This window comes from Cytobacillus oceanisediminis (genome assembly GCF_003182355.1).
Classification (GTDB): domain Bacteria; phylum Bacillota; class Bacilli; order Bacillales; family Cytobacillaceae; genus Cytobacillus; species Cytobacillus oceanisediminis_A.
Window position 1 is genome coordinate 280,511 of the sequence record NZ_QGTW01000004.1, and the last position, 26,626, is coordinate 307,136.

A 26,626-nucleotide genomic window follows, 5' to 3' on the forward strand; every position below is an offset into this window, starting at 1 on the left:
GGGGACCCCGCAGGCGCTATGCGCCGAGGCCGCTCCCGTATCGACCGCGGTTCGCTGAGCACCTGGAGCGGAAAATTGAACAGAGCAATTTTATAAAAAAATAATAAATAGAGGAGAGAGAACATGACTGACAAACAAAGAAGCTACCGTTTTGAAACACTAGGAGTACATGGAGGACTGAAGCCTGACCCGGTTACAGGTGCAAGGGCTGTACCGATTTACCAGAACAACGCTTACCAATTCAAAAATACAGACCATGCGGCAGATCTTTTCGCTTTAAAGGAACCTGGATACATTTATAGCCGGATACATAACCCGACTGTAAGTGTATTTGAGGAAAGAGTGGCTTTGCTAGAAGGCGGTGTTGGTGCCCTAGCCCTTGCGAGCGGTCAGTCTGCTATCACTCTGGCAATCCTTAATCTTGCTCAGGCAGGTGATGAGATTGTTGCTGCCTCCAATCTATATGGCGGTACTTACAATTTGTTTGCAGTCACACTGCCCAAATATGGGATTGAGGTTAAGTTTGTTGACCCAAAAGATCCGGAAAACTTCCGCAACGCCATTACAGATAAAACCAAGGCCATTTTTGCTGAAACGATTGGAAACCCGAGTTTGAAAGTCCTTGACCTCGAAAAGGTGGCCGCTATTGCTCATGAAAATGGTGTTCCCCTAATTATTGATAATACCTTTGCAACACCATATTTATGCAGGCCGATTGAGCATGGTGCTGATATCGTTATTCACTCAGCGACTAAATGGCTGCTTGGCAATGGAACAACAATGGGCGGCATTATTATTGATGGCGGAAAGTTTGATTGGAATTCACCGAAGTTTCCCGGCTTCACAGAACCGGATCCAAGCTACCATGATATTGTTTATAGTGAAGCAATTGGCGAGGCTGCTTATATTATTAAAGCACGGGTTCAGCTTCTAAGAGATTTGGGGCCAGCTATGAGTGCGCAAAGTGCTTTCCAGTTCACATTGGGACTTGAGACTTTGCATGTGAGAATGAAGGAGCATATTGCCAATACGAAGAAAGTGGTTGAATACCTGGAAGCCCACCCTGCGGTTAACTGGGTGCTTTACCCAGGCCATGAAAGCCATCCGGATAAAGCTCTGGCAGATAAGTATTTGCCTAAAGGAGCAGGAGCTGTCGCTGTTTTCGGAATTGCTGGCGGCAGGGAAGCGGGTGCAAAGCTGATCAATAGTCTTCAGCTTTGGGCCCATGTTGCCAATGTCGGGGATGCAAAGAGCTTAATCATTCACCCGGCCAGCACGACCCACCAGCAGCTGGATGAAGAAGGATTAAAGGCTGCGGGGGTACCAGAAGATTTAATTCGCATTTCTATTGGCATCGAGAACGCGGAGGATTTGATTGAGGATTTGGAGCAAGCTATAGAAGCTGCAACAGGGATAAATTCTTTTGCTGCAAAAGCTTAATCATAGCAAGAAATATTTACCGTCCATTTTTTCAAAAAGATTAATAGTTCATCGTTGACACCTTTTTAAAAGCTATGATACGATAGCAAACGTAATTAAAAAGCTGCTTAAATCATTTAAAGTGTTAATTTAATATAAACGTTACGCTCTTATCAAGAGAGGTGGAGGGAAGTGCCCTATGAAGCCCGGCAACCGTCATTAATTTGAAATGGTGCCAATTCACTCAAAGCATAGCTTTGATAGATGAGAGAAAGGACTTGAATTTTAATGCCTTTCTGCTCATGTGCAGAAAGGCATTTTTGCTTTTCGGGTCTCAGCCCGTTCTTCTGCCCATGAATGAAAGCGGCATAGCAGTCGAAAACTAGAAAAATATAAGCGGTCTATTAATTATAATCTGTATCTTCAATTAAAGAGGTGAAACAACACGTTGATTTCCATAAAAGATGTAAAGAAGATTTATTCTTCTAAAAAGGGACAGGTGAAAGCAGTAGATGAAGTAAACCTGGAGATTAAAGAGGGAGAAATCTTTGGTGTGATCGGATATAGCGGCGCGGGTAAAAGTACCTTAATCCGCATGCTGAATGGCCTTGAGCTTCCAACGCAGGGAAGTGTAATCGTGGCCGGCAATGAAGTTTCAAAAATAAAAGGCAGCAAATTAAGAAAAGCGCGCCAGGAAATAAGCATGATTTTTCAGCATTTTAACCTGTTATGGTCCAGAAGTGTTAGGGACAATATTGCATTTCCGCTTGAAATTGCAGGTGTTCCGCGGCAGGAAAGGCTGAAAAGAGTGGACGAGCTCATCAAGCTGGTTGGCTTGGATGGCAGAGAGGATGCGTATCCTTCTCAGCTGAGCGGAGGGCAAAAGCAAAGGGTCGGGATTGCAAGAGCACTTGCCAATAACCCGAAAGTACTGCTTTGTGATGAGGCGACATCTGCACTCGATCCGCAAACAACTGATTCGATTCTCGATTTGCTTGTTGATATCAACGAGCGTTTAGGTTTAACAATTGTTCTGATTACCCATGAAATGCACGTAATCCGTAAAATTTGCCACCGTGTTGCTGTGATGGAAGGCGGCCGGATTGTTGAAATGGGCCCTGTGTTGGATGTATTTAAAAATCCAAAAGCTGCGATTACGAAACGCTTTGTCCAGCAGGTCACAGAGCCTGAGGAGACAAAAGAAACGATTGATCATTTGGTGGATTTATATCCGCGCGGAAAAGTAGTGCAATTGGGATTTGTCGGTGAAGCGGCTGAACAGCCATTAATCACGAATTTGATCCGAAAATTCCAAGTTACGGTCAATATCCTTCAAGGGAAGATTTCTCAGACGCAAAATGGTTCTTACGGAACTTTATTCATCCATGTTGATGGAGATGCAGAGGAAGTTGCCAAAGCGATTGATTATATCCAATCCCAGCAGGTTGGCGTGGAGGTGATCTCCAATGCTTAACGAATGGTTTCCAAATGTGAAATGGGACTCCATGTGGGAAGCTACCATGGAAACCCTATATATGTCTGCCATTTCTGTTATCGCAACATTTATTTTGGGAGCGATTTTAGGGCTCTTGCTTTTCCTGACCTCCAAGGGGAATATTTGGGAAAACATTGCGGTCAATAAAGTGATTTCAGCTTTCGTCAATATTTTTCGGTCTATTCCGTTCATTATCTTAATTGTTCTTTTAATACCTTTTACCAAGTTCCTAATCGGAACCATGATTGGGGAGGATGCAGCATTGCCTGCATTGATTATTGGTGCTGCGCCATTTTATGCGCGCATGGTTGAGATTGGATTAAGAGAAATTGATAAAGGCGTCATTGAAGCGGCTAAGTCTATGGGAGCAAAAACAAGCACGATTATCTGGAAAGTTCTTCTTCCTGAATCCATGCCTGCCCTTGTTTCGGGTATTACGGTAACAGCCATTGCCCTTGTTGGCTACACAGCCATGGCCGGGGTTATCGGTGCGGGAGGTCTTGGAAATCTGGCTTACCTTGAAGGATTCCAAAGAAGCCGTAATGATGTCACACTAATGGCGACCATCATTATTCTTATCATCGTATTTATCATCCAGTTTATAGGTGATTTAATAACAACAAAACTAGACAAACGATAGGAGAGATTAACATGAAAAAGTGGTTATCACTCGTTCTTGCACTAGCAGTGGCACTAGTACTTGCAGCTTGCGGAACATCAGAAGAAGGCAATAATGCTGGTGAAGGCGGAGAAAGCAAAGAAAACACGAAAGTTACTGTAGGAGCCTCCAACGTACCTCACGCGGAAATTCTTGAAGAAGCTAAACCGCTTCTTGAAGAAAAAGGCTTTGAACTTGATGTTGTTACATTCCAGGATTATGTCCTGCCAAACCAGGCTTTAGAGTCTGAAGAGCTTGATGCTAACTATTTCCAGCACATTCCATACCTTGAGTCACAAAAAGCAGAGCATGGCTATGACTTTACAAATGCAGGCGGTATCCATATCGAGCCAATCGGTGTGTATTCTCAAAAATACAAGAACCTTGAAGAGCTCCCTGAAGGCGCAACAATCATCATGAGCAACTCTGTAGCAGATCATGGCCGTATTTTATCCATGCTTGAGGCAGAAGGTCTTATTACTTTAAACGAAGATGTAGAAAAAACAGAAGCAACTCTTGAAGATATTAAAGATAATCCTAAGAAATTAAAGTTTGATACAGAATATGAAGCTTCCCTTCTTCCGCAAATTTACAACAATGGTGAAGGCGATGCTGTACTCATCAACTCCAACTATGCGATTGATGCAGGGTTAAATCCATTAGAAGATTCAATTGCGATCGAGGATAAAGAATCACCATATGTAAACGTGATTGCAGTCCGCAGCGGCGATGAAGAAAAAGAAGGAATTAAAGCTCTTGTAGAAGTGCTTCGTTCCAAGGAAATCCAGGATTTCATTCTTGAAAAATACGAAGGAGCCGTTGTACCGGTATCCGAATAATACAGCTAAAAAAGCAGGCGCAAATGCCTGCTTTTTTTGTATGCTTTTAGTTTCCATTATATGTATAGGCTGTTGCCTGATTGATCCGCATAGTTTGAAAAGCAATCAAACATACTAACGTTGATATTAATTTGAATGGAGTGGAGCAAAATGGAACATTATCACGAACCTTCAAACTCAATAGAAGAAGCTATTCATGATTATAAAGCAGGATTGGGCGTATTCACTGAAAAAATGCCTGATTTAGCCCAACATTATAATGCATTTACGGAAGCTTGCTTTAAGGAAGGGACATTAAGCCAAAAGCAGAAGCAGCTCATTGCCCTTGGAATCAGTTTATATTCCCAGGACGAATACTGCATTATCTATCATACAAAAGGATGTCTGGACCAGGGAGCTTCAGAAGAAGAAATTCTCGAAGCGGTAGGTGTAACGGCAGCTTTCGGCGGCGGTGCAGCGATGAGCCAGGCAGTTACTCTTGTCCAGGAAGCTATGACCGAATTAAATCAGCTTAAACAATAAAATGAACCTTCAGCTCCTGCTAAAAAGCGGGAGTTTTTTTATGTTAGTGCTCCTTATTGATTTTTGGACCTGTTGAATTTAACGGACAAGTTTTTAACAGAGACCATAAATAATAAAGAAAAAGCCTGTTTAATTTCAGAAAATTTTTGAAACAACCATTTATCAGGAGGAAATAGCCATTATTCTAAGAATAGGCGAGATGAAAGCGCTTCACCAATTCTGGTTCCTTATTTTGCTAAAAAAATCAGGTTTTTTCAGCTTTGTGCCGGGTATAAGGTGAGTGTTAAGATTTTAGATGTAAAAACTAAATGCGAAAGCATAAAAACCGAAAGGATTGATTCATTATCAGTCAGTTACAGCTGAACTACACGAGTGAAATGGAGAAAGCAATGCAAGCTGCCCATGGAGTTGGATATGAAGTGTACAGCCGGAAACATGATGTTCGTATGGAAGTTGAAAAGAAACGTGAAGAAGATTATCTCCAAAGCCAGCGTTTAGTTGCGGATTTTGAAAGAAAAATTCATTCCTAGGATTTAAACCATATATATAATAAAGAAGAAAAATGGAAACCAGCTGCTCTGTGCGCTGGTTTCTTTTTTATAATTAGGCTATGTTAAAGCTCATTGTTGATTACGGCCTCTTGCTGATTGAAATGGAAAGTAAGCGCATGGAACGGAAGTTAACACTCAAGAATAACAGAGCTATTATTAAAAGTGTCTCAATCTATTCTCATTTATGCTTTCCATACATGAAACAAATGCCGGGGGAAAAAATAAATAGGACATGACTGTTTTATAAAGGACGCACTCTTTGAAGAAGGAAAGGTTCTATGATAAAATCTTTATTTAAAGGCTTTCTAAACATTTATGTTTGAAAAGTTTGTTAAAGGGTCTTAAAGAGTTGCTATGCAATTTCATTTGTTATAAGATTGTAATGAGAATAAAATGAGAATAGAGATTTGCGGCAGACAGCCGATTTACACAAATCTTCTTTTATTGACGGAGGTATATATTATGGCAGGATCAGTACTAACTATCAAAGACCTTCATGTTGCTATTGAGGGGAAAGAAATATTAAAAGGTGTAAACCTTGAAATTAAAGGCGGAGAAATCCACGCAATCATGGGGCCTAACGGAACAGGTAAATCTACATTATCATCTGCAATTATGGGCCACCCTAAATATGAAGTGACTGGGGGCAGCATTACTTTAGATGGTAAAGATGTTCTTGAAATGGAAGTTGACGAGCGTGCACAAGCTGGCCTATTCCTTGCAATGCAATATCCAAGTGAAATCAGCGGTGTAACAAATGCCGATTTCTTACGTTCAGCGATCAACAGCCGCATGGAAGAAGGCAATGAAATTTCTTTAATGAAATTTATCCGTAAAATGGACAGTAAAATGGAATTCCTTGAAATGGACCTTGATATGGCTCAGCGTTACTTAAATGAAGGTTTTTCAGGCGGAGAAAAGAAGCGCAATGAGATTCTTCAATTAATGATGCTTGAACCGAAAATTGCCATCCTTGATGAAATCGATTCAGGTTTGGATATCGATGCATTGAAAGTTGTTTCTAAAGGAATTAACGAAATGCGCGGAGAAGATTTCGGATGCTTAATCATTACTCACTACCAGCGCCTTCTTAACTACATCACTCCTGACCATGTACACGTGATGATGCAGGGACGCGTTGTAAAATCAGGCGGTCCAGAGCTTGCACAGCGTTTAGAGGCAGAAGGATACGACTGGATTAAACAAGAATTGGGCATTGAAGACGAAACAGTTGGGCAAGAAGCGTAAGCGTTAGGGGGATCACTATGACAACGGAAATAAAACTACCATTTGACAAGGAATATGTAAATTCCTTCTCAAAAGATATGGGCGAGCCGGCATGGCTGACAGAACTCCGTCTAAATGCGCTTGCAAACGCGGAAAACCTGCCAATGCCAAAGCCTGATAAAACCAAAATAGATAAATGGAACTTTACACAGTTCGAAAAACACATTGTAGGAAGCGACGACTTTGCTTCATTAAACGACCTTCCTGAGGATGTAAGAAATCTGATTGACCTGGAAGCTGGAGACCAGAATCTTTACATTCAGCGCAATAACAGACCGACACATTTGTCTGTTTCAAAAGAGCTTCAGGGAAAAGGCGTTATTTTCACTGATATCTTTACTGCTGCAAGAGAACATAGCGGCCTTCTGCAGAAGTACTTCATGAAGGATGGCGTAAAAACTGATGAGCACCGTTTGACAGCGCTGCATGCTGCTCTTTTAAACGGCGGAGCTTTCTTGTATATTCCTAAAAACGTGGAAATTGCAGAACCTATTCAGGCTGTATATATCCACGATAATAAAGAAGCAAACCTTTTCAACCATGTATTGGTTGTGGCTGATGATAACAGCTCTGTCACATATGTTGAAAACTATGTTTCAACGGTTGAAGAAGCAAACGGAATTTTCAATATCGTGACTGAAGTGATTGCCAATGCAAACGCTAAAGTTCAATACGGTGCTGTTGATACGCTTGCAAAAGGCACAACTGCATATGTGAACCGCCGCGGTGTTGCAGGGCGCGATGCACGCATTGAATGGGCTCTTGGCCTTATGAATGATGGCAACACGGTTTCTGAAAATACGACTAACCTTGTTGGCGACGGCTCTTTTGGAGACACAAAAACAGTTGTAGTCGGACGCGGAGAACAAACGCAAAACTTCACTACTAAGGTCATCCATTATGGAAAGAACTCAGAGGGATATATTCTGAAGCACGGTGTTATGAAGGATTCTGCATCCTCCATCTTTAATGGAATCGGAAAAATCGAGCATGGTGCAGCGAAGTCAAATGCTGAGCAGGAGTCACGCGTATTAATGCTAAGCGAAAAAGCGCGCGGAGACGCCAACCCAATTCTATTGATCGACGAAGACGATGTTACTGCAGGACATGCAGCTTCAGTCGGACGCGTAGATCCTTTGCAGCTTTACTACTTAATGAGCCGCGGGATTTCACAAAAAGAGGCAGAACGCCTTGTTATTCATGGTTTCCTTGCACCGGTTGTTAATGCTCTTCCAATTGAAGGAGTTAAAAAGCAGCTTACAGCCGTGATTGAAAGGAAAGTTAAATAATGAATGTCCGGGATATTCGGCAAATGTTTCCCATCCTGGATCAGGAAGTCAACGGAAAGCCTCTTGTTTACTTAGACAGTGCGGCTACTTCCCAAAAACCTGTTCCTGTTATCGAAGCGCTTGATAAATACTATCGGGAATACAACTCGAATGTTCATAGAGGCGTCCATACACTCGGAACAAGAGCAACGGATGGCTATGAAGGTGCAAGGGAAAAAGTCCGCAAGTTCATTAACGCAAAGTCGACAGAGGAAATTGTTTTTACAAGAGGAACGACAACAGCCATTAATACGGTTGCTGCCAGTTACGGGCGTGATAACCTGAAAGAAGGCGATGAGATTGTTATTTCCTATATGGAGCATCACAGCAACATCATCCCTTGGCAGCAGGTTGCGAGACAAACTGGAGCTGCACTAAAATACCTTCCTCTTCAGGAAGATGGAACGATCTCACTTGAAGATGTAAGGGAAACTGTGACAAGCAATACCAAAATCGTGTCCATTATGCAGGTATCGAACGTACTAGGTGTGATGAACCCGATTAAGGAGATTGCGAAGATTGCCCATGAAAATGGTGCAATCATGGTTGTGGATGGCGCGCAAAGCGCTCCTCACATGAAGATTGATGTTCAGGATCTGGATTGCGACTTCCTTGCTTTTTCCGGCCATAAAATGTGCGGCCCTACAGGCATCGGTGTTCTGTACGGAATGAAAAAGCATCTGGAGAAGATGGAGCCGGTCGAGTTTGGCGGAGAAATGATTGACTTTGTCGGCCTTTATGAATCCACCTGGAAAGAGCTTCCGTGGAAGTTTGAAGGCGGTACGCCAATCATTGCTGGCGCCATCGGATTAGGTGCAGCAATTGATTTCCTTGAGCAAGTCGGCTTGGATGAAATTGAAGCCCATGAGCACAAGCTTGCTGCTTACGCCATGGAAAAGATGTCAACGATTGAGGGAATGACCATTTACGGCCCTAAAGAAGCAGCAAAGCGTGCAGGGCTTGTCACTTTCAACATAGATGATGTTCACCCTCATGATGTGGCTACTGTATTGGATGCAGAAGGGATTGCTGTTCGTGCCGGCCATCACTGCGCACAGCCGCTGATGAAGTGGCTTAAGGCTTCAGCGACTGCACGGGCAAGCTTCTATCTGTACAATACGGAAGAAGATATTGATAAGCTTGTCGAAGGGCTTGTTAAAACAAAGGAGTATTTCAGCGATGTCTTCTAAAAATTTAGATACCCTTTACCGTCAGGTTATTATGGATCATTATAAAAATCCGAGAAATAAAGGTGTACTCGAAGATGACAGCTTGACAATCAATATGAATAACCCTACATGCGGAGACCGAATCCAATTGACGTTAAAGCTTGAAGATGGCAAAGTATCAGATGCGAAGTTTGAAGGCGAAGGATGTTCTATTTCCATGTCATCGGCTTCGATGATGACTCAAGCCATTAAGGGTAAAAATATTGAAGAAGCATTAAAGCTTTCTAAAGTTTTCTCTGACATGATGCTGGGAAAAGAATATGATGAAGATGATTTGGATCTAGGAGATATCGAAGCTCTTCAGGGCGTGTCCCAGTTTCCTGCGAGAATCAAATGTGCCACATTGGCATGGAAAGCAATGGAGAAAGGCATTAATGAGGAGAACGAAGAACAGGAATAATTCAATCAAGCGGATGATTGAACCTTTAGGAAAGCTGTTTTATAGCTAAATTTTGATTTTAGCACCGTGTTGATTGGAGCGGAAGGCGTGAGACTCCTGCGGGAGAAGCGTGTAAACGGGAGACCCCGCAGGTGCGAATGCACTGAGGAGGCTCCCGGACCGCCCGCGGTTCGCTGAGTGCCTGCAGCGGAAATCAACACTCAATGTTAACAGAGCCAAAGAAAAAATAATCAAACTTTTGTTCAATAATTTTTTCACCTGCCTTGTGTGATAAAATATTATGAAATGATTGGGCGAGGGCCCTTTCTTATACGAATGGAGGAATACGACGATGGCAAAAAAGATGCCTGAGATCGGCGATTACAAGTATGGTTTTGCCGATAAAGACGTTTCCATTTTCCGATCAAAACGCGGTTTGACAAAAGAAATTGTTGAAGAGATTTCAAAATTGAAGGAAGAGCCACAATGGATGCTTGACTTCCGTTTAAAATCATTGGAGCATTTCTATAACATGCCTATGCCGCAATGGGGCGGAGATTTAGCGTCATTAAACTTTGATGAAATTACGTACTATGTTAAGCCTTCTGAAAAGACAGAACGCTCTTGGGATGAAGTACCTGATGAAATTAAACAAACGTTCGATAAATTGGGTATTCCGGAAGCAGAGCAGAAGTACCTTGCTGGTGTATCTGCGCAGTACGAATCAGAGGTTGTTTACCATAACATGCAGGAAGACCTTGAAGCTAAAGGAATCGTGTTCAAGGATACAGATTCTGCTCTTCGCGAAAATGAAGAAATTTTCCGTGAGCACTGGGCGAAGGTTATCCCTCCAACAGACAATAAATTTTCTGCATTAAACTCAGCGGTTTGGTCTGGCGGATCATTCATCTATGTTCCTAAAGGTGTTAAGGTTGATACGCCATTACAGGCATATTTCCGCATTAACTCCGAGAACATGGGACAGTTTGAGCGTACGTTAATTATTGTTGATGAGGGTGCACATGTCCATTATGTAGAAGGATGTACAGCTCCTGTTTACACAACAAACTCACTGCACAGTGCGGTGGTTGAAATCATCATCAAAAAAGATGCATATTGCCGTTATACGACCATACAGAACTGGGCAAACAACGTATTCAACCTGGTTACAAAACGTGCAGTTTGTGAAGCCAACGCAACGATGGAATGGATTGACGGAAACATCGGTTCAAAATTAACAATGAAATATCCGGCAGTTATCCTTAAAGGAGAAGGTGCACGCGGTATGACCCTTTCCATTGCATTAGCAGGTAAAGGGCAGCACCAGGATGCAGGTGCGAAAATGATCCACCTTGCACCAAACACATCTTCAACGATTGTATCCAAATCGATTTCCAAACAGGGCGGTAAAGTAACATACCGCGGTATTGTACACTTCGGCCGAAAAGCTGATGGAGCACGTGCCAATATCGAGTGTGATACATTAATCATGGATAACCAGTCAACTTCAGATACAATTCCTTACAATGAAATCCTGAACGACAACATCTCACTAGAACATGAAGCGAAGGTTTCAAAAGTATCCGAAGAGCAGCTATTCTATCTAATGAGCCGCGGCATCTCTGAGGAAGAAGCAACAGAAATGATTGTAATGGGCTTCATTGAGCCATTCACGAAAGAGCTGCCAATGGAATATGCAGTAGAAATGAACCGTCTGATCAAGTTTGAGATGGAAGGTTCCATCGGTTAATAAATATTTTTATGAAAACCCGTTTACCAGCATGGTAAGCGGGTTTTTTAGTGCGATGAAATGTATGCACAGTGGAATGAAGGAGATAGGTGGGAAGGTAAAGATACCTGAGAAGCTGAGGAGAACACGGGAAAACATATAAGAGAATGGCTTAATGAAAAGCCGCAATCTTTTCATTTATCTGAGATATCCAGGATTTCAGTTTGGCTAGTTAGCAGGAAAAAAATCAAAAGAATGTTAGATGGTCCAAAATCTATTTGATTTATCCTTTTTCTTTAGTTGAGATTATGGAAATGCATGAAAAATAAGGTGTTAGGTGAAAATAGAAAACAGGTGATGAGTTTATGGAAAAAATAATTTCTTTCCTTCCAAAATGGGAACATTTCTTAGGTGCTTGTTTAGCCTTTATTATTCCCTATTCGATTTCCAAAGTTTCAAAATGGTTACGATCATCTAAATCTAATTAAGAATTTAGTACCTCTCTCAAATAAAATTCCACATTCAAATTCAAAGTAACCTTAAACCGATTCGAAAAATATTACACGTAAGCAGGTGAGGATGATGAATCGATGGACTTGGTTACAAAAAAAGAATAAAGTGACGAAAAATACTCATCAACAAGCAAAGAAACATGGAAAGGATGTATCCTTTTCATCGAGTTTGCATTATAACCTCGAGCAATTACAAAATATCTTAGGAAGTAATCCAGATATCGCCATTCGTAAATTTTATATTGACATATATAACGTCTATGCAGCTGTCGTATTTATTAAAGGGCTTGCCGATAAAGAGCAAATAAATGAGCAAATATTAAAGTCAATCATGTTTGAACTTCAAAAAAGAGAATGCTTTGAAAAAGAAGATCGTGCCGGCCGCTCTAATATCAAAGAAACCATTAAAGACCATGTTGTAACGCTTACAGATGTTAAAGAAATTAAAAATATAGAAGAATGCGTAATGGACATTTTGAATGGAGATACCGCATTATTACTAGATAGCGTTGATACATCCCTTTTACTTGGAACAAAAAATTGGCCATCACGTCAAATCGAAGAACCAATTACAGAAGCTACTGTTAGGGGCTCAAGAGAAGGATTTGTAGAAAATATTCTTGTAAATATGTCTTTAATCCGAAGGCGGATTAAAGACTCAAATTTAGTATTAGACAAATATACAATCGGACGCAGAAGTCAAACTACTGTTATCGTTACTTATATGAAGGATATTACAAATGACAGCATCATTAAAGAGGTTAAAAATCGTTTAGAAAAAATTGATATTGACCAAACACTTGAATCTGGGATTATTGAGCAATTCATTGAAGATGACTTTTTATCACCGTTTCCTCAACTCCTAACAACTGAAAGGCCAGATAAAGTAGCAAGTGGATTACTAGAAGGCCGTGTCGCAATTTTAGTTGATGGAACTCCTTTTGTATTGCTGCTGCCAATCACGATTACGTCTATTCTTCAGGGGCCAGAGGACTATTATGAACGGTGGTTCGTTGGTACGCTTATTCGCCTCATGCGGTTTGGAGCAATATTTGTGTCGTTATTCGGTCCTTCTTTATATGTAGCACTTGTTTCATATCACCCAGGGTTAATTCCGACAGATTTAGTCATCTCGATTGCCGGAAGCCGTGAAGGGGTTCCCTTTCCGAGCATTGTGGAAGCATTAATGATGGAAGTCACAATTGAAATATTACGGGAAGCAGGAGTCAGGCTTCCAAAACCAATAGGACAAACAGTTGGAATTGTAGGAGGGCTTGTTATTGGGGAGGCTGCAGTTACAGCGGGATTAGTTAGCCCAATGATGGTCATTGTTGTGGCAGTAACAGCAATTTCATCCTTTTCTATACCACAGTATGGGGCAGGGATAGCGATTCGTATTTTACGCTTTGGAATGATGCTTTCAGCTGCTTTTTTAGGGTTATATGGAATTATTATGTTCGCGATTGCCTTATCGATTCATCTTGTCAAGCTTAAAAGTTTTGGTGTGGAATATACCTCTCCATTTGTTCCATATCAAGTCAAAGATTGGAAGGATGCACTAGTTCGGTTACCATATAAAGTTCTAAAACAGAGACCTGAAATGTTAAAACCAAAAGACTCTACTCGAATTAAATAATCATTCTATAGATAAAAATTGTTTTTTTTCTTGCAATGTTTGTCTAAGAATGTCGCTAATTTTGATTTCAATAATGTCCGTCCTCTGTTAGGGGATGGGCTAAAACCCGTATTAAATGGCTTAAACCAATGCTTTTTCGTATGGGATTTCCGTTCATTTACATATCGCCGATGAATCCAAAAGATATCAATGGTGTTTTTAAATATCGCGACTATATTGGGAAATTGGCATTTGTTTCAGAGATCATGTTTGAAGTTTTTGGATTCGTGCATTAATTAAGAAGAAAAGGTCGTGACAGTTATAAAAAAAGCCACATAAAATGAAAGGAAGGTCGCAATGGATGGTTCAAATGAAAAAATTTCATCTACCCAAGCAGCAATCGCTTTAACCATGACGATCACTGGTGTTGGTATTGTAACATTACCCCGCGCTCTTGCAGAGGAAGTTCAAACGCCTGATATTTGGATTAGTATGATCATTGGTGGTGGTATATCTATTGTTGTTGCTTTTTTTATAACAAAGGTATGTCTTCAATTTAAAGGAATCACGATTTATCAATTTAGTCCCATTTTGGTTGGTAAATCGGCAGGATTGGTTTGTAATCTATTTATCATTTTGTATTTTATATTACTTGCAGGATATCAGGCGCGATCAATGGCTGAAGTGCTTCGTGCTTATTTGTTAGATAAAACTCCGTTAGGAGTAATGATTATCGTATATATCAGCGTAGGTGTGTATATCGTGATTAGTGGCATTTATTCTATTGCTAAATTACTCCAAATTTACTTTCCGGTTGTTTTGGTATTTATTCTATTCATGATTGGAATTAGCATAACAAATATTGACTTCAATAATCTTCGCCCTGTTTTAGGGGAAGGATTTAAACCAGTAATTAAAGGGGTTAAGCCAACAACATTATCTCTTGCTGGAGCAGAAATTTATCTTATTTTAATGGCGTATATGGAACAACCGAAAAAAGCTATGAAAGCTGCAGCCGTGGGACTACTTATCACAGTATTTTTCTATATTTTAATTGTGGTAGCTGTTATTGGTGCGCTAACAGTTGATGAGGTCAGGCTGTTAACATGGCCGACGATAGAACTTGTCAAATCTATTGAAATGAAATTGTTTTTTTTAGAAAGGCTTGAAAGTTTTTTTATCATTCTTTGGGTGATTACAACGTTCACATCCTTTATTATGAATTTTTATTTAGCGAGTTTAGGTTTAAGTCAAGCTTTTAAGAGAACGTACAAACCTTTCGTGTATGGTCTTGTCCCAGTCATATACATATGTGCGATGTATCCAGAAGATATAAATAGGCTTTTTAAATTAGGTGATTTTATTGGCAATATGTCCATTGCAGTTGCAGGAGTTATCCCGGTCCTTTTTTTATTGATTGCCTTCATAAGGAGGAAACGAAATGCGAAGAATTAAAAAAGGCTTTATGATATGCTGCTGCATGTCGATCCTTTTTACCGGAGGATGTTGGGACAGCATTGAAATTGACGATATAGGTCTGGCTGTGGGAGTCGGAGTGGATAATCAAGAAAATTCAATAAACGGCCAAACTCCTGAATTTACAATTCAATTTGTTATACCAAAAGCGTTGGCTGGTGAGAATGGAGGCGGCACTAAAGAAGAGGCTTTTCACAATTTAACGATTTAGGAAACCTCTTTATTTGAAGGGGGCCGTGAAGCCTCCACAATTTCAAGTCGCAGTCCGAATTATTCCCATTTAAAAGTATTGATAATCAGTAAAGAAGCGGCCCAATCCATTAATTTGCTTCAGTTAATGAATTTTTTCTTTCGCGATCATGAAATAAGACGGACAGTTCACGTATTGATTTCAGAGGAGAAAGCAAGTGAGATATTAAGCTTAAAAGGAGCGCAAGATCCAATTCCTGCTTTAAATCTATTGTATATAACGGAAAATATGGAAACGAAAACTGCAAAAATGTCCCAGAAACTATCCTTAGGTGATTTCTCGGAAAAAATGTCGGCCAGTTCAAGTTTTATGGTTCAAAAAGTGCAAAAACATAAAGAGGAAGTTCAAATCATTGGAGCAGCAGTTATTAAAGGGAAAACACAGAAAATGATTGGGGAGTTAGATGAAGATGAAACGTTTGGCATTAATTGTATTACAGGTGAAGCTACAGCTGGTGCTGTAACAGGAGTTGATAAAGAAACGGACAAAATCATTGCATATGAAATTGATAGCTTAAAAAGTTCAATTAAGCCTAAGGTGAATGGAGAGGATATTTCGTTTACAGTAAACATTAATACCGAAGGACGATTATCTGAAGATTGGATTCCAAATAGTGATGCCTTTAAGGAGGAGTTTATTCGGAATGCTGAAAAGGAGGTTGAAAGAGAATTTAAGCGATTAATGGAAGCAGGACTAACCAAGACCCAACAAGACTTAAAAGTAGATGTCGCTGGATTTGGAGAAAGTTTACGAATCAATAAACCTAAAGTGTGGAAAAAAGTAAAAAAAGATTGGGAAGAACGGTTTCCTGAAGCTTCAATTGATATTAATGTGAAAGTTAAGATTGGACAATTCCAGACACAAGGTAGAAAAATGAATAAATAGGAATAAGAGTCATTAAATCTGCATTGTATAATGATGGAGTCAAGTGCAATTCAAGAAAACTTCAACTTAAATAGTTTTACTTTAGTTCGAAATGGAATGTCCCATTGGTTACTTGATATTTTTATTAAATCCCGTTTACCAGCATGGTAAGCGGGTTTTTAATTGATAAGAGGTTGTAGTTTGCATATAAAAAGCAGCTTTGTGGGCCTTTAGTAAGTCTGCTTGACTCATTTTTATTTGCTGATATATTGAAAAAGTTGATGATACCTCCCTAGTTGATGATATATTTTGAAAGTTGACGATAAAATTGTTAAAGTTGAGGATATATTACCTTTTTTCTGAAAAAACGCCTTCCTTATACTTATAATGGAGGCATTTAAAGGCTAAAATTGGAGCTTTTTAAAAAATCCTCTACTTAAGAGACTTTTAATACTAAAATACAACTTTATTTATTGAAGAGGACCCGTTCTTTAGAATACATCAAGAAAATAGAGGTGTTTCCATGATTATTATTGGTGTCACAGGCTGGGGCGATCACGATAGCCTTTATACAGGCAGTATTTCACCTAGAGATAAATTAAAGGAGTATGCAGGCCATTTTCCGACGGTTGAAGTGGACTCTGCTTTTTATGCGGTGCAGCCGAAAAGGAACTCCTCCAAATGGGTAAAAGACACTCCAGCATCCTTTCAATTCATTGTAAAAGCGTATCAGGGCATGACAGGCCACCAAAGGGGAGAAATCCCCTTTGAAAACAAAGAAGAGATGTTTGAGGCCTTTAAAGATTCTTTGGAGCCATATATCCAAGCTGGAAAGCTTGCCATGGTCCTGTTTCAGTTCCCGCCCTGGTTTGATTGCAAAAAGGCAAATGTAGACTACCTGCGCTGGTGCAAGGAGCAGATGGATGACATTCCATGTGCGCTTGAATTCAGGCACCAATCCTGGTTCAGGCCTGAATTTAGGGAAAGTACACTAAGATTTATGAGAGAGGAAGGCTGGATTCATAGCATTTGCGATGAGCCGCAAGCAGGCGAGGGCTCTGTTCCAACCGTTTTGGAAACGTCCAGCCCTGACAAAGTGCTTGTTCGCTTCCATGGCCGAAACTTACATGGGTGGCAAAAGAAGAATGCCGATAACTGGCGCGAAGTCCGCTATCTTTACCGCTATAACGAAAAGGAGCTAACCGAATGGGCGTCCCATTTAAGGGAGCTCGAGAAGACCTGCAAAAACGTCTTTGTCGTATTCAACAACAACTCTGGCGGAGACGCCGCAGACAATGCAAAGCACATGATTGATCTGCTAAACATCGAATACGGACAACTGGCTCCCAGACAGCTCGATTTATTTTAAACGGTACCAGGTACCTATACCACTTCAGCCAACTGGTATAGGTACCTGGTACTTTTCGCTTTTAAAATACACGCTTTTCCTTGTCCGCACATATTTTGTAATGAAAGAGGGAAAGGAGTGGCGGAAAAATTGATTGATTTAAAGCCGATTGATATAGATGGCCATACTTTTTTAAGTGTTTCGGTACAATTGCCGAAAACGAATTTACTTGTTGTAACCAATGATAAAGGATATATTATGTGCGGTGCGCTGGATGTCGGCTTGCTTAATGAGAAGCTGAAGGACCGCAAAGTCATAGCTGGCAGGGCAGTTGGCGTAAAGACCATTGAGCAGCTGCTAAATGCGCCTCTCGAGTCTGTCACTTACGAAGCTGAAGAGCTTGGCATCTATAAAGGAACAATCGGAAGGGAAGCCCTTCTGAAAATGCTATAAAGGCATCCCTTATAAGGGCTGCCTTTTTCAATTCGAAAAAGCTTAACCGCATATAAATAATGCCTAAACGCACATAAATAAATTTATCCGCACATAAAAATTTTTTATCCGCATATAAACCCCAGCTATGCGCACATAAATCCAAAAACCACCCAAAAATCCGGCAGAAAAGTTACATATAAGCTTTCGCCCATCTCATTGAACATAACAAGCCAACTTTCATACATAAAACGCACCCTTTCACCCGAACCTTGAAAATTTTGTCGTATAATGTAAATAAACCCAATAAAGACCCGATATGATTAAAAAGGGTGCAACTTCAAAAATGGATACAGGAGATACATATGAGATTAGCTGCAACGGAAACGATTGAGGCTGGCAGCGTTCTGGCCAAGGCTATATATAATGATAAAGGGCAGGTTCTCTTGAATGAAGGGGTGGAACTGGCTGAGAGGCTGATTAGAAGGCTGCAGGAAATGGGGATCGCCTATATTTATGTAAAGGATCACCGCACCGAGGATATTAAATACAAGGATCCTCTTCCGCCCCAAATACGCAAGGAGGCCATTCAAACGATTGAGTCCGTTTTCCAGCAAGTGGAGGAAGACAGAAATTTAACAAGCTCCTTAGTGATTGAGAAAGCTTCTAAGCGGTTCTCTGAATTAATCCGCCTGCTGCTGGGGGAAGTAAGGGGAAACAAAGAGCTGCTGACGATTCTTTCTGATGTTTATACCTATGATCACTATATTTTCACCCATTCCCTTAATGTAACCCTTTATTCTCTGGCGATTGGGATGGAGATGAAAATGGCGCCAAAGGAGCTGGAAACTTTAGGCCTGGGGGCTATTTTGCATGATGTCGGAAAAATGAGGATTCCTGCCGATATTTTGCTAAAGCCAGGCAAATTAACCGCTGAGGAATTTGGTGAGATAAAGAAACATCCTGAAGAGGGCTTTAATATTTTAAGGGGAGTCCAGACTATACCGCTTATTGTTGCCCATTGTGCATTTCAGCATCACGAGCGCCTTAATGGCTCAGGCTATCCGAGAGGCCTGCAAGGGGAACAGATCCATGACTATGGAAAAATTATAGCCGTAGCGGACGTATTTGATGCGGTAACCTCCAACCGTATTTACAGGCAGGCGATGCTTCCGCATGAGGGTTTGGAGATTTTATATGGCGGAGCAGGTACGCTTTTTGAAACAAAGCTAATCGAGTCCTTTCGCCAGGCGGTTGCGATTTACCCAGTGGGAATAACGGTAGAATTAAACGACGGAAGAAAAGGGGTAGTCTGCAGGCAAAATCCAGGGTTGAGCGACAGACCGGTTATTCGCATTTTAGAGGAAAAAGGCAGCAGTACGAACCCGTATGAAGTGGATTTAAGGACTGAGCTGAATTTCGTGATCACAGGCTGTGATACTACTTTTGTAAAACAATAAACTATTTTGGATTTTTGAGCCTAGTTCCCTCCTTTACAGCATACATATAGCTTGTAAAGGGGGGATTTGTTTTGGCAAAATTTCGCGGCCGGCTGCCCCGGAAAGGTCCTCTGCCGTTTCGGTATGTTTTTCTGCTGACCTTCGTCTTTTTTGTTTTTTCAACAGCTGCCGGCCTATGGATTATCAATGAAGGACTTAAACCCACACTCATGAGCTATGCCGATTCTCAGACAAGAAAAATTGCATCATTGGTTATCAATAATGCGATTAATAAAAAAATAACAAATGTTATGGATTTGGAAGATATGTTTGAAGCTAGCGAGAGCGGAGTAGTGAGCATCAATGTCGAAAAGCTGAATAGAGTGAAAGCGGAAGTGACAGAGCTCGTTCAGGATAATATTAAGAAAGCAGAGAAGGGAGATCTTGATGCGTTAGAGTCTTTTACAGATGTTGAAATTAATACGGAACAAAAGCAGAGTTCAAATGGGATAGTATATTATGTGCCGCTTGGCCAGGCAACCAATAATGCGTTGCTTGGTAACTTGGGACCGAGGATACCGGTCAAATTTAATGCGGTTGGTTCTGTTACATCCAATTTCATTACCGAAACAAAGGACCACGGCATCAATAATGTAGAGGTGAAGGTATTGGTCCGTTTGGATGTACAGGTTCAAATCATTATTCCTTTTGCGACCAAAATTATTACTGTTCAGGAAGATGTTCTTGCAGCTTATGGAATTTACCCAGGAAAGGTTCCGCAATTTTATAATGGCGGCGGTGATACTTCACCTTCCATAGAGGTTCCTGCAGGACAATAAAAGCTTGCCAAGATACTAGTATTTTGCTATACTTTTAAATACAATTGCATAAAAACCTTATCATATCCGATGGGGTAGAGGCGCAGGATTCAAGAGTAAGCTGTGTGAGGATGACAACCATGACCGCAGCTGAAAGGGAATTTTGCCGAAGCAGAATAAATGGGTCAACACTTATTTTGCTGGGGTTACTTCGAATAGGAGTAACACTGTCATTATGGGGGGAAAGTATGAATATACTTTGTAAAAGCCTTCATAATGGGGAGCTACAGATCGTGATGGAGAAACTAATTACTTCAAAAGAGTAATGATAGATTTTTCTCTATCGTTGCTCTTTTTTATTTTGACTCTGTCATCATCCACGTTGTTCCCCCTAGCGAAAAGCTCCAGGCGCCCGCTTTTCGGCGCCTGGAGCTGGACACTATATCCAATTCAAGAGGAGGACAAGTAATGGAAAACACGATTTTCTCCCTGCTGCCGCCACTGGTAGCAATCGCAATGGTCATCCTGACTAGGCGCGTTCTGCTATCTTTGGGAGTGGGGATCGTCACAGCAGCCCTGTTACTGGCTGAATTCAGCATTACAGAAACATTTAGCATTATTTTTGATGCAGTAAAAGGAATTTTTGTTTCAGACGGAGAGCTAAACACCTGGAATGTTTATATTATATTATTCTTGCTTGTATTAGGAGTTATTACTGCATTTATATCTATCTCAGGTGGAAGCCGCGCATTTGGCGAATGGGCGATGAAAAGGGTAAAAACCCGTGCAGGCGCACAGATTGTCGGAGCTGTTTTAGGAATTATCATTTTTATTGACGACTATTTCAATGCTCTGGCAGTCGGGCAGATTTCACGTCCTATAACGGATCGCCAGCGTGTATCCCGTGCAAAGCTGGCATACCTGATTGATTCAACTTCAGCACCTGTTTGTGTTGTTTCGCCGGTTTCAAGCTGGGGAGCATACATCATTGCTTTAATTGGTACAATCCTTGCTGCCCATAATGTAACCGAGTATTCTGCATTCTCGGCTTTCATTCAGATGATTCCTATGAATCTTTATGTTTGGGCTACTTTGGCTATTGTGTTTATCGTAGCATTAAGAAGAATTGAGATCGGGCCAATGAAGGTTCATGAAAAGCGTGCTGTTGAAGAAGGGTTAGTCATGGATCCCGATAAGCCTGCACCTGGTGAACTAAAAGATGACCTTCCAACAAGCACAAAAGGCTCTGTCGGTGATCTTGTATGGCCAATTGTTGCTCTTGTAATTGGTACAGTAGGCGCTATGATCTGGACGGGTTCACAAGCAGTTGAAGGAAACGCAACGATTTTGCAAATCTTTGAAAACACAGATGTTTCGAAATCACTTATCCTTGGAGGACTAATTGGGCTATTTGTCACAATGGCTTTATTCCTCCGCCAGGCGTTTGTATTAAAAGGAATTAATTCAAATGTTTTCGGAAGAGGAGTATGGGAAGGCATCAAGTCCATGCTTCCGGCCGTTTATATCTTATTATTTGCTTGGGCGATCGTTGATCTGATTGGCCGTCTTGAAACTGGGACATACTTAGCCGGGATTGTTGAAAGCTCAAATATGAGTACTTCATGGCTTCCTATCATCCTATTCCTTATTGCAGGAATCATGGCGTTCAGTACCGGGACTTCATGGGGATCATTCGGCATCCTGCTTCCGATCGCGGGTGATATTGCTGCTGCTACGGACATCAATCTATTATTGCCGGCAATGGCAGCAGTGCTTGCAGGGGCAGTATTTGGCGACCATTGTTCACCTATCTCTGATACAACCATTCTTTCCTCAACAGGGGCGGGATGCAACCATATTGACCATGTGATGACGCAGCTTCCATATGCGCTGATCTCAGCAGGGATCGCATCTGTCGGATACCTGATCATCGGTTTTACAGGAAGTACGATCTTCGCATTGCTGGCTGTTGCAATCCTGGTAATTGCCTTCGCATTGGCAGCAGGCAATAAAAAAGATGGCACAATGCAAGAAAAAACGGCAAGCTAAAATATATCTCTTTAAAAAAGGCTTTCTCTTTGTGAGAGAGCCTTTTTATATGGGTAACCTTTATTTCATCCAGATATAGTTTAAATTGTAAGCCCCCTTGCCACATAAAAAGGGATCTCCTTTACGGAGACCCTTTACCCTATTACAATTTATCGTTATCTCTTCTATTAACCGGAAAGTCCCTATCTTCTTCAGATACGTACTCACGGCCGCCTTCTAGATGAACTTCTTCTTTTTTTAGATTCTCCGTTACCTGCTGTGTTTCCTGTACTTCACGCTTGCCGACAACAACTTCATCCGTTACGACAGGTTTTTTTGAAACTTCCACTCGTTCCTCTGTAATCGGAATACGGATCGTTTCATCATCCTCAATTGGTGAAGTACTTGCTGCAGTCGGATCATCCACTTTTCTTCTTTCTACATATACTTCTTCATGCTCAACCGGCACGTTGACGGTTTTTTGTTCTTCAACAACATCTTTATGGAGTTCCACTTCTCCAGCCTGGACACGATTCTTCGTCACATCCAGCTGTTCTTCACGAAGCTTTAGTGATTGCTCTTCATCTTCAATTAGACCATTTCGCTGGTCATAACCATCAGTATAAGTGCTTTCCATTCTAGCTTCAGTTGTTCCGCCTGTTGTGAACCCTGTTGCGGTATCCATTCTGTCGCTATATAAGATGATTTTTCCTTCATTCACATATGTTTCGTATTTGCGGGCTTCATCGTCAGACATGCCCAGTTCTCTGAATTTTTCCACTGTAGATCCTTGATTTGTACGATCATCATCAAACCATGATGTTAAGCTGTTTAAGAATCCTGCGCTTTCACTGCTGTCCCTATCCTTTGTTTCGAAGGTCTCTGTGTGAACACCTGTTTTATCTTCAAGAGATGAATCTAGATGTTCTGTTTGCGCAATGATGGATAAGTCCTGAACCGGGTATCCGTCATTCTGCAATTCTTGAATTGCATCTACTACTTCTCGCTGTGAATTATAAACTCCGATAATATTGGCATCCATTTGTATAACCTCCCATAGGTAAAGTTGCGCTCTACGCTTTACTTGTGTTTGATAAAGTGAAGCACATTGGTTTTATTCCCGGGTCTTGATAAACCAAACAAGGACAATATTGGAAACTAGTCCAAAATTTTGACTGTAAGCTATTATATAGAAATTACAAGGTTAACATTTGAATTTTCTGAATAATTAATGAAAGTTTTTGATTTGCGGGAATAAAGTTTAATAAAGGAGGTGTGGACAAAAGATAAAACTTAAATAGATTAACTTTTTGTAAAATAGCTCCTGGAGCAGTGGGTCTTGCTGAAAATTAAAATAGAAAAATACTAATTTTGAAAGAAGATTTACTTTAGTAGAGTGTTTGATTAAAGGATTTCGAAAAATATCATTATTGCCAAAATAATGTTTTGACAGAATTTAAAAAAATAGCTATACTAGTTTTATGTTAGATAGAATTATCTGAAAATATAAAAAGTTCCCATTGTTCTTTTTAATTGGGAAAAAAGTAATTTATTTACAGGGGGTAGAAAATACTATGGATAATCGTCCACAGTGGGGTACAAGGGCAGGCTTTATTTTAGCTGCTGTAGGTTCGGCTGTCGGCTTGGGAAACATTTGGCGATTCCCGGCAGTAGCCTATGAAAATGGAGGAGGAGCATTCTTCTTTCCTTATTTATTTGCATTATTGACAGCAGGGATTCCTTTGCTTGTCATGGAATTCACAATCGGCCATAAATATCGCGGATCTGCACCGCTGTCTTACGCAAGATTAAGCAAAAAATACGAGTGGATTGGCTGGTGGCAGGTAGCCGTATCATTTGTTATTTCCACTTATTATGCAGTTATCATTGCTTGGGCAATGTCATTTGCAGGTTTTTCATTCAGCCTGAAATGGGGAGATGATCCAGAAGGGTTCCTATTCGGAAGCTATTTGAACTTAGCTGAAGCTCCTGGCCAGGTTGGATCAATTGTTCCAGGCGTATTCATTCCATTGGTTATCGTTTGGGTCATTGCACTTGGTGTTCTATTTAAAGGTATTAAAAAAGGAATTGAAATTGCGAACAAAATCTTTATTCCTGCACTTGTTATCTTATTCTTAATTATCGTAGTTCGCGCCCTTACATTGGAAGGTGCCGCACAGGGTCTTGATGCTTTCTTCAAGCCTGACTGGAGCCAGATCGCCAGTCCAAAAGTTTGGGTAGCAGCTTATGGACAAATCTTCTTCAGTTTATCCATTGCCTTTGCGATCATGGTAACTTACTCAAGCTACCTTCCAAAGAAAACGGATATTACAAACAATGCCTTTATCACAGGCTTTGCCAACTCAGGATTTGAGTTGCTTGCCGGTATCGGAGTATTCGCTGCTCTTGGATTTATGGCAAATCAAGCTGGAGTTCCAGTCAGTGAAGTTGTAGCTGGCGGTGTAGGTTTGGCATTCGTTGTCTTCCCGCAGATCATAAATGAATTCCCTGCTTTAAATGGCCTTTTTGGCTCATTGTTCTTCATCTGTTTAGTGCTTGCAGGATTGTCTTCATTAATCTCAATCGTGGAAACATTTGTTGCTGGGGTACAGGACAAATTCAAGATTTCCCGTACAAAAGCGGTTTTATACGGCGGTGGATTATCTGCAGTTATCTCGATCTTGTTTGCCACTCAGGGCGGTTTATACTTCCTTGATGCGGCCGATTATTTCATCAACCAATTCGGCGTTGCGCTTGCAGGCCTGGTTGAAGTTGTAATTGTGGCTTGGGTACTGAAAGAGCTTAAGAATCTTCAAAACCATGCAGACAGCATGTCTGACATCCGCCTTGGCGGCTGGTGGAGAGTATGCTTGGGCATCATTACTCCAGCAGTTTTAGGTTATATGATGGTTCAAAATATTATTACCAATATTAAAGACAATTATGAAGGATACCCTACCAGCTTCCTGCTATATTCCGGCTGGGGAGTAGCGATCGGAGCGGTTATCCTTGGGTTTGTCTTCATGTCCATCAAATGGCAAAAAAATACGCTTGAAATCCCTGAGAACAAGGAGGTATCTCAATAATGTCCGGAAGCGCTATTACAATGATGGTGATTGGGATGCTCATTATTTGGGGCGGCCTTGCTGCTAGTATTATGAATGCAGTTGCTAAAGCAAAAAAAGCTAAGTAGCATTAAAAGAGAAGGACTGTCCCTTATGAAAGGGCAGTCCTTTTTAGTTTATGCTACTTTTTTCTTGCCTTTATCCTGTCCTGTCTTTCCCATAACTTTAAGTGCGGGTATGGATCATAGGACCATTCAGTATAACCATTATCTTTGTATATACCGTAATGGAGGTGAGGAGGGAATTTTCCTGAAGTACCCGGCGGGCCATAGCCTGAACTTCCAACTCCGCCGATCAGCATTCCCGGCTCAACGATTTGCCCGAGTTTTAGTTCCTTGGCAAAACCGCTTAAGTGAGCAAAGTAATGATAGTTATTATTTATATCGCGAATGCCGATTCTCCATCCCCCATATTTGTTCCAGCCCTTCATTTCCACAATACCATAGGATGTGGCACGGACAGGAACTCCGTAATTGGCAAATATATCGGTTCCCTCGTGAATTCTTCTTCCGCCCCAGCCCCTTGCATCGCCCCATGTATTTCTATAACTGTAATTGCTCCTTAGAGGAACGGGAAAGGCGTGGTCATCAAGGTTAAGGCGTCCAAAGTGCTTATACACTTGTGCTTTTCCAATTATAATGCCAACCGTTTTATCGCGCTTATAATAATTCCACAATCCGATTTTTAAATTGTCATGGTCGGTACCATAGGAGAGAAGGAAATTTGCAAAGGAATGAAGGACATCTTCATCGCTTTTCAGGCTGGCTTTTCCGTCCCCATCCCCGTCGATTCCAATTCCATCAAAAAATTGAATGGATGTAGGATTCTCATCACTTGGATTTGGATTTAATATCCCTGCCCATTCTTCAGGCTTAAAATAAATCCCGGTAATGCCCTCAGCTTTTGGTATATCCCTTCTGGCCTGCCTGACATTCCGTTCATACTGGTCAATTCCGGCAAGGTAGTACCAGGGAATATTTGTGATGGCTTCAACTTTTTTATATAGCTCCATCCTTTGCTTATATGGATCTGCCTGATTTTCCTGAGCGCTTACTGTACAAAAGGAAGTCAGAAAAAACGATAAGGCCGCAGCAGCGGTTAGTAATATCCGCACGGAAATCCTCCCTTCTTATATGGTCTGCCTATCGCAGTCTAACGGGCAGTATAGCTAGAAGTTTTATAAGCGGGAAACTGCCCGTATAGGCCCGATAAGTTCAACTAACACTCAGTGAAAAAACCACTGAGTGAAGTTTTACTTAATATAGTTTGTGAGTAATGGAAAA

The 26,626-nt window shown here is 41.0% G+C and carries 23 protein-coding genes, 1 pseudogene and 2 riboswitches; of the genes and pseudogenes, 22 read left to right on the forward strand and 2 right to left on the reverse strand.

Annotated features, from left to right (window positions below; genetic code table 11):
* Window positions 1-123 precede the first annotated feature (123 nt).
* From DFO73_RS10270 to DFO73_RS10365, 20 genes and pseudogenes are all read left to right on the forward strand, one after another.
* Window positions 124-1,440: an O-acetylhomoserine aminocarboxypropyltransferase/cysteine synthase family protein gene (locus tag DFO73_RS10270; RefSeq protein ID WP_110064690.1), complete on the forward strand. Its 1,317-nt coding sequence runs from the start codon at window positions 124-126 to the stop codon at window positions 1,438-1,440.
* 146 nt (window positions 1,441-1,586) lie between these two features.
* Window positions 1,587-1,690: riboswitch (SAM riboswitch) on the forward strand.
* A gap of 177 nt (window positions 1,691-1,867) precedes the next feature.
* On the forward strand, window positions 1,868-2,893 hold the full coding sequence (locus DFO73_RS10275; protein WP_110064691.1) for a methionine ABC transporter ATP-binding protein: 1,026 nt from the start codon (window positions 1,868-1,870) through the stop codon (window positions 2,891-2,893).
* Window positions 2,886-3,554, forward strand: coding sequence for a methionine ABC transporter permease (locus DFO73_RS10280; RefSeq protein ID WP_110064692.1), 669 nt, complete (start codon window positions 2,886-2,888; stop codon window positions 3,552-3,554). Before DFO73_RS10275 ends, DFO73_RS10280 begins: the two co-directional genes overlap by 8 nt.
* Window positions 3,555-3,565: 11 nt before the next feature.
* Window positions 3,566-4,411 (forward strand): MetQ/NlpA family ABC transporter substrate-binding protein, encoded by an 846-nt coding sequence (locus DFO73_RS10285; RefSeq protein ID WP_110064693.1) that lies wholly within the window; start codon window positions 3,566-3,568, stop codon window positions 4,409-4,411.
* A 150-nt stretch (window positions 4,412-4,561) separates the two neighbouring features.
* Window positions 4,562-4,933, forward strand: a complete 372-nt coding sequence (locus DFO73_RS10290; RefSeq protein WP_110064694.1) for a carboxymuconolactone decarboxylase family protein — start codon at window positions 4,562-4,564, stop codon at window positions 4,931-4,933.
* A 389-nt stretch (window positions 4,934-5,322) separates the two neighbouring features.
* Window positions 5,323-5,463 carry a hypothetical protein gene (locus DFO73_RS28595; protein ID WP_181395979.1) on the forward strand — a complete coding sequence of 47 codons (141 nt, stop codon included), beginning with the start codon at window positions 5,323-5,325 and terminating at the stop codon, window positions 5,461-5,463.
* A 483-nt stretch (window positions 5,464-5,946) separates the two neighbouring features.
* Window positions 5,947-6,732: a Fe-S cluster assembly ATPase SufC gene (sufC, locus tag DFO73_RS10295; protein ID WP_110064695.1), complete on the forward strand. Its 786-nt coding sequence runs from the start codon at window positions 5,947-5,949 to the stop codon at window positions 6,730-6,732.
* 17 nt (window positions 6,733-6,749) lie between these two features.
* The gene (gene sufD, locus DFO73_RS10300) at window positions 6,750-8,060 is read left to right on the forward strand and encodes a Fe-S cluster assembly protein SufD (RefSeq protein ID WP_110064696.1); all 1,311 of its coding nucleotides are present in this window, start codon (window positions 6,750-6,752) and stop codon (window positions 8,058-8,060) included.
* Entirely contained in the window at window positions 8,060-9,289 is a 1,230-nt protein-coding gene (locus DFO73_RS10305; protein WP_110064697.1) for a cysteine desulfurase, read from the forward strand. The genes sufD and DFO73_RS10305 overlap by 1 nt, the downstream gene beginning before the upstream one ends.
* Window positions 9,279-9,728, forward strand: coding sequence for a Fe-S cluster assembly sulfur transfer protein SufU (gene sufU, locus DFO73_RS10310; RefSeq protein WP_110064698.1), 450 nt, complete (start codon window positions 9,279-9,281; stop codon window positions 9,726-9,728). Before DFO73_RS10305 ends, sufU begins: the two co-directional genes overlap by 11 nt.
* A 331-nt stretch (window positions 9,729-10,059) precedes the next feature.
* Window positions 10,060-11,457, forward strand: a complete 1,398-nt coding sequence (gene sufB, locus DFO73_RS10315) for a Fe-S cluster assembly protein SufB (RefSeq protein WP_110064699.1) — start codon at window positions 10,060-10,062, stop codon at window positions 11,455-11,457.
* Between the two features lie 561 nt (window positions 11,458-12,018).
* Window positions 12,019-13,584, forward strand: a complete 1,566-nt coding sequence (locus tag DFO73_RS10320) for a spore germination protein (protein ID WP_110064700.1) — start codon at window positions 12,019-12,021, stop codon at window positions 13,582-13,584.
* 336 nt (window positions 13,585-13,920) lie between these two features.
* A complete protein-coding gene (locus DFO73_RS10325) occupies window positions 13,921-15,018 on the forward strand; it encodes a GerAB/ArcD/ProY family transporter (RefSeq protein ID WP_110064701.1) in 1,098 nt (365 codons plus the stop codon).
* Window positions 15,005-15,250, forward strand: coding sequence for a hypothetical protein (locus DFO73_RS10330; RefSeq protein ID WP_110064702.1), 246 nt, complete (start codon window positions 15,005-15,007; stop codon window positions 15,248-15,250). The genes DFO73_RS10325 and DFO73_RS10330 overlap by 14 nt, the downstream gene beginning before the upstream one ends.
* 18 nt (window positions 15,251-15,268) lie before the next feature.
* Window positions 15,269-16,174 (forward strand): annotated as a pseudogene (locus tag DFO73_RS10335) (Ger(x)C family spore germination protein); the annotation flags it as partial.
* Between the two features lie 502 nt (window positions 16,175-16,676).
* A complete protein-coding gene (locus DFO73_RS10340) occupies window positions 16,677-17,522 on the forward strand; it encodes a DUF72 domain-containing protein (protein WP_110064704.1) in 846 nt (281 codons plus the stop codon).
* A 129-nt stretch (window positions 17,523-17,651) separates the two neighbouring features.
* Window positions 17,652-17,954 (forward strand): YunC family protein, encoded by a 303-nt coding sequence (locus DFO73_RS10345; RefSeq protein WP_110064810.1) that lies wholly within the window; start codon window positions 17,652-17,654, stop codon window positions 17,952-17,954.
* A gap of 344 nt (window positions 17,955-18,298) precedes the next feature.
* Window positions 18,299-19,393 carry an HD-GYP domain-containing protein gene (locus tag DFO73_RS10350; protein WP_110064705.1) on the forward strand — a complete coding sequence of 365 codons (1,095 nt, stop codon included), beginning with the start codon at window positions 18,299-18,301 and terminating at the stop codon, window positions 19,391-19,393.
* Window positions 19,394-19,464: 71 nt separating this feature from the next.
* Window positions 19,465-20,211 (forward strand): sporulation protein YunB, encoded by a 747-nt coding sequence (gene yunB, locus DFO73_RS10355; RefSeq protein WP_110064706.1) that lies wholly within the window; start codon window positions 19,465-19,467, stop codon window positions 20,209-20,211.
* A 67-nt stretch (window positions 20,212-20,278) separates the two neighbouring features.
* A riboswitch (Lysine riboswitch) is annotated at window positions 20,279-20,485 on the forward strand.
* Between the two features lie 173 nt (window positions 20,486-20,658).
* Window positions 20,659-22,239: a Na+/H+ antiporter NhaC family protein gene (locus DFO73_RS10365; RefSeq protein ID WP_110064708.1), complete on the forward strand. Its 1,581-nt coding sequence runs from the start codon at window positions 20,659-20,661 to the stop codon at window positions 22,237-22,239.
* Between the two features lie 142 nt (window positions 22,240-22,381).
* Here the strand turns inward: DFO73_RS10365 and DFO73_RS10370 are convergent, their stop codons facing one another.
* Window positions 22,382-23,260, reverse strand: coding sequence for a YsnF/AvaK domain-containing protein (locus tag DFO73_RS10370; RefSeq protein WP_110064709.1), 879 nt, complete (start codon window positions 23,258-23,260; stop codon window positions 22,382-22,384).
* Window positions 23,261-23,792: 532 nt separating this feature from the next.
* Here DFO73_RS10370 and DFO73_RS10375 point away from each other — a divergent pair.
* The gene (locus tag DFO73_RS10375) at window positions 23,793-25,304 is read left to right on the forward strand and encodes a sodium-dependent transporter (protein ID WP_110064710.1); all 1,512 of its coding nucleotides are present in this window, start codon (window positions 23,793-23,795) and stop codon (window positions 25,302-25,304) included.
* The gene (locus DFO73_RS10380) at window positions 25,304-25,411 is read left to right on the forward strand and encodes a methionine/alanine import family NSS transporter small subunit (protein ID WP_110064711.1); all 108 of its coding nucleotides are present in this window, start codon (window positions 25,304-25,306) and stop codon (window positions 25,409-25,411) included. Before DFO73_RS10375 ends, DFO73_RS10380 begins: the two co-directional genes overlap by 1 nt.
* Window positions 25,412-25,464: 53 nt before the next feature.
* On the opposite strand, the gene DFO73_RS10385 is transcribed toward DFO73_RS10380, so the two are convergent.
* Window positions 25,465-26,457 (reverse strand): M23 family metallopeptidase, encoded by a 993-nt coding sequence (locus DFO73_RS10385; RefSeq protein ID WP_110064712.1) that lies wholly within the window; start codon window positions 26,455-26,457, stop codon window positions 25,465-25,467.
* Window positions 26,458-26,626 lie beyond the last annotated feature (169 nt).

Excerpts from the sequence above, each read along its gene's own strand:
- DFO73_RS10350 (WP_110064705.1), top strand. The coding sequence starts at position 18,299 with ATGAGATTAGCTGCAACGGAAACGATTGAGGCTGGCAGCGTTCTGGCC.
- sufB (WP_110064699.1), top strand. The coding sequence starts at position 10,060 with ATGGCAAAAAAGATGCCTGAGATCGGCGATTACAAGTATGGTTTTGCC.
- DFO73_RS10325 (WP_110064701.1), top strand. The coding sequence starts at position 13,921 with ATGGATGGTTCAAATGAAAAAATTTCATCTACCCAAGCAGCAATCGCT.
- sufD (WP_110064696.1), top strand. The coding sequence starts at position 6,750 with ATGACAACGGAAATAAAACTACCATTTGACAAGGAATATGTAAATTCC.
- DFO73_RS10365 (WP_110064708.1), top strand. The coding sequence starts at position 20,659 with ATGGAAAACACGATTTTCTCCCTGCTGCCGCCACTGGTAGCAATCGCA.
- DFO73_RS28595 (WP_181395979.1), top strand. The coding sequence starts at position 5,323 with ATGCAAGCTGCCCATGGAGTTGGATATGAAGTGTACAGCCGGAAACAT.
- DFO73_RS10270 (WP_110064690.1), top strand. The coding sequence starts at position 124 with ATGACTGACAAACAAAGAAGCTACCGTTTTGAAACACTAGGAGTACAT.
- DFO73_RS10280 (WP_110064692.1), top strand. The coding sequence starts at position 2,886 with ATGCTTAACGAATGGTTTCCAAATGTGAAATGGGACTCCATGTGGGAA.
- DFO73_RS10305 (WP_110064697.1), top strand. The coding sequence starts at position 8,060 with ATGAATGTCCGGGATATTCGGCAAATGTTTCCCATCCTGGATCAGGAA.
- DFO73_RS10330 (WP_110064702.1), top strand. The coding sequence starts at position 15,005 with ATGCGAAGAATTAAAAAAGGCTTTATGATATGCTGCTGCATGTCGATC.
- sufU (WP_110064698.1), top strand. The coding sequence starts at position 9,279 with ATGTCTTCTAAAAATTTAGATACCCTTTACCGTCAGGTTATTATGGAT.
- DFO73_RS10380 (WP_110064711.1), top strand. The coding sequence starts at position 25,304 with ATGTCCGGAAGCGCTATTACAATGATGGTGATTGGGATGCTCATTATT.
- DFO73_RS10370 (WP_110064709.1), bottom strand. The coding sequence starts at position 23,260 with ATGGATGCCAATATTATCGGAGTTTATAATTCACAGCGAGAAGTAGTA.
- sufC (WP_110064695.1), top strand. The coding sequence starts at position 5,947 with ATGGCAGGATCAGTACTAACTATCAAAGACCTTCATGTTGCTATTGAG.
- DFO73_RS10285 (WP_110064693.1), top strand. The coding sequence starts at position 3,566 with ATGAAAAAGTGGTTATCACTCGTTCTTGCACTAGCAGTGGCACTAGTA.
- DFO73_RS10375 (WP_110064710.1), top strand. The coding sequence starts at position 23,793 with ATGGATAATCGTCCACAGTGGGGTACAAGGGCAGGCTTTATTTTAGCT.
- DFO73_RS10290 (WP_110064694.1), top strand. The coding sequence starts at position 4,562 with ATGGAACATTATCACGAACCTTCAAACTCAATAGAAGAAGCTATTCAT.
- DFO73_RS10340 (WP_110064704.1), top strand. The coding sequence starts at position 16,677 with ATGATTATTATTGGTGTCACAGGCTGGGGCGATCACGATAGCCTTTAT.
- DFO73_RS10320 (WP_110064700.1), top strand. The coding sequence starts at position 12,019 with ATGAATCGATGGACTTGGTTACAAAAAAAGAATAAAGTGACGAAAAAT.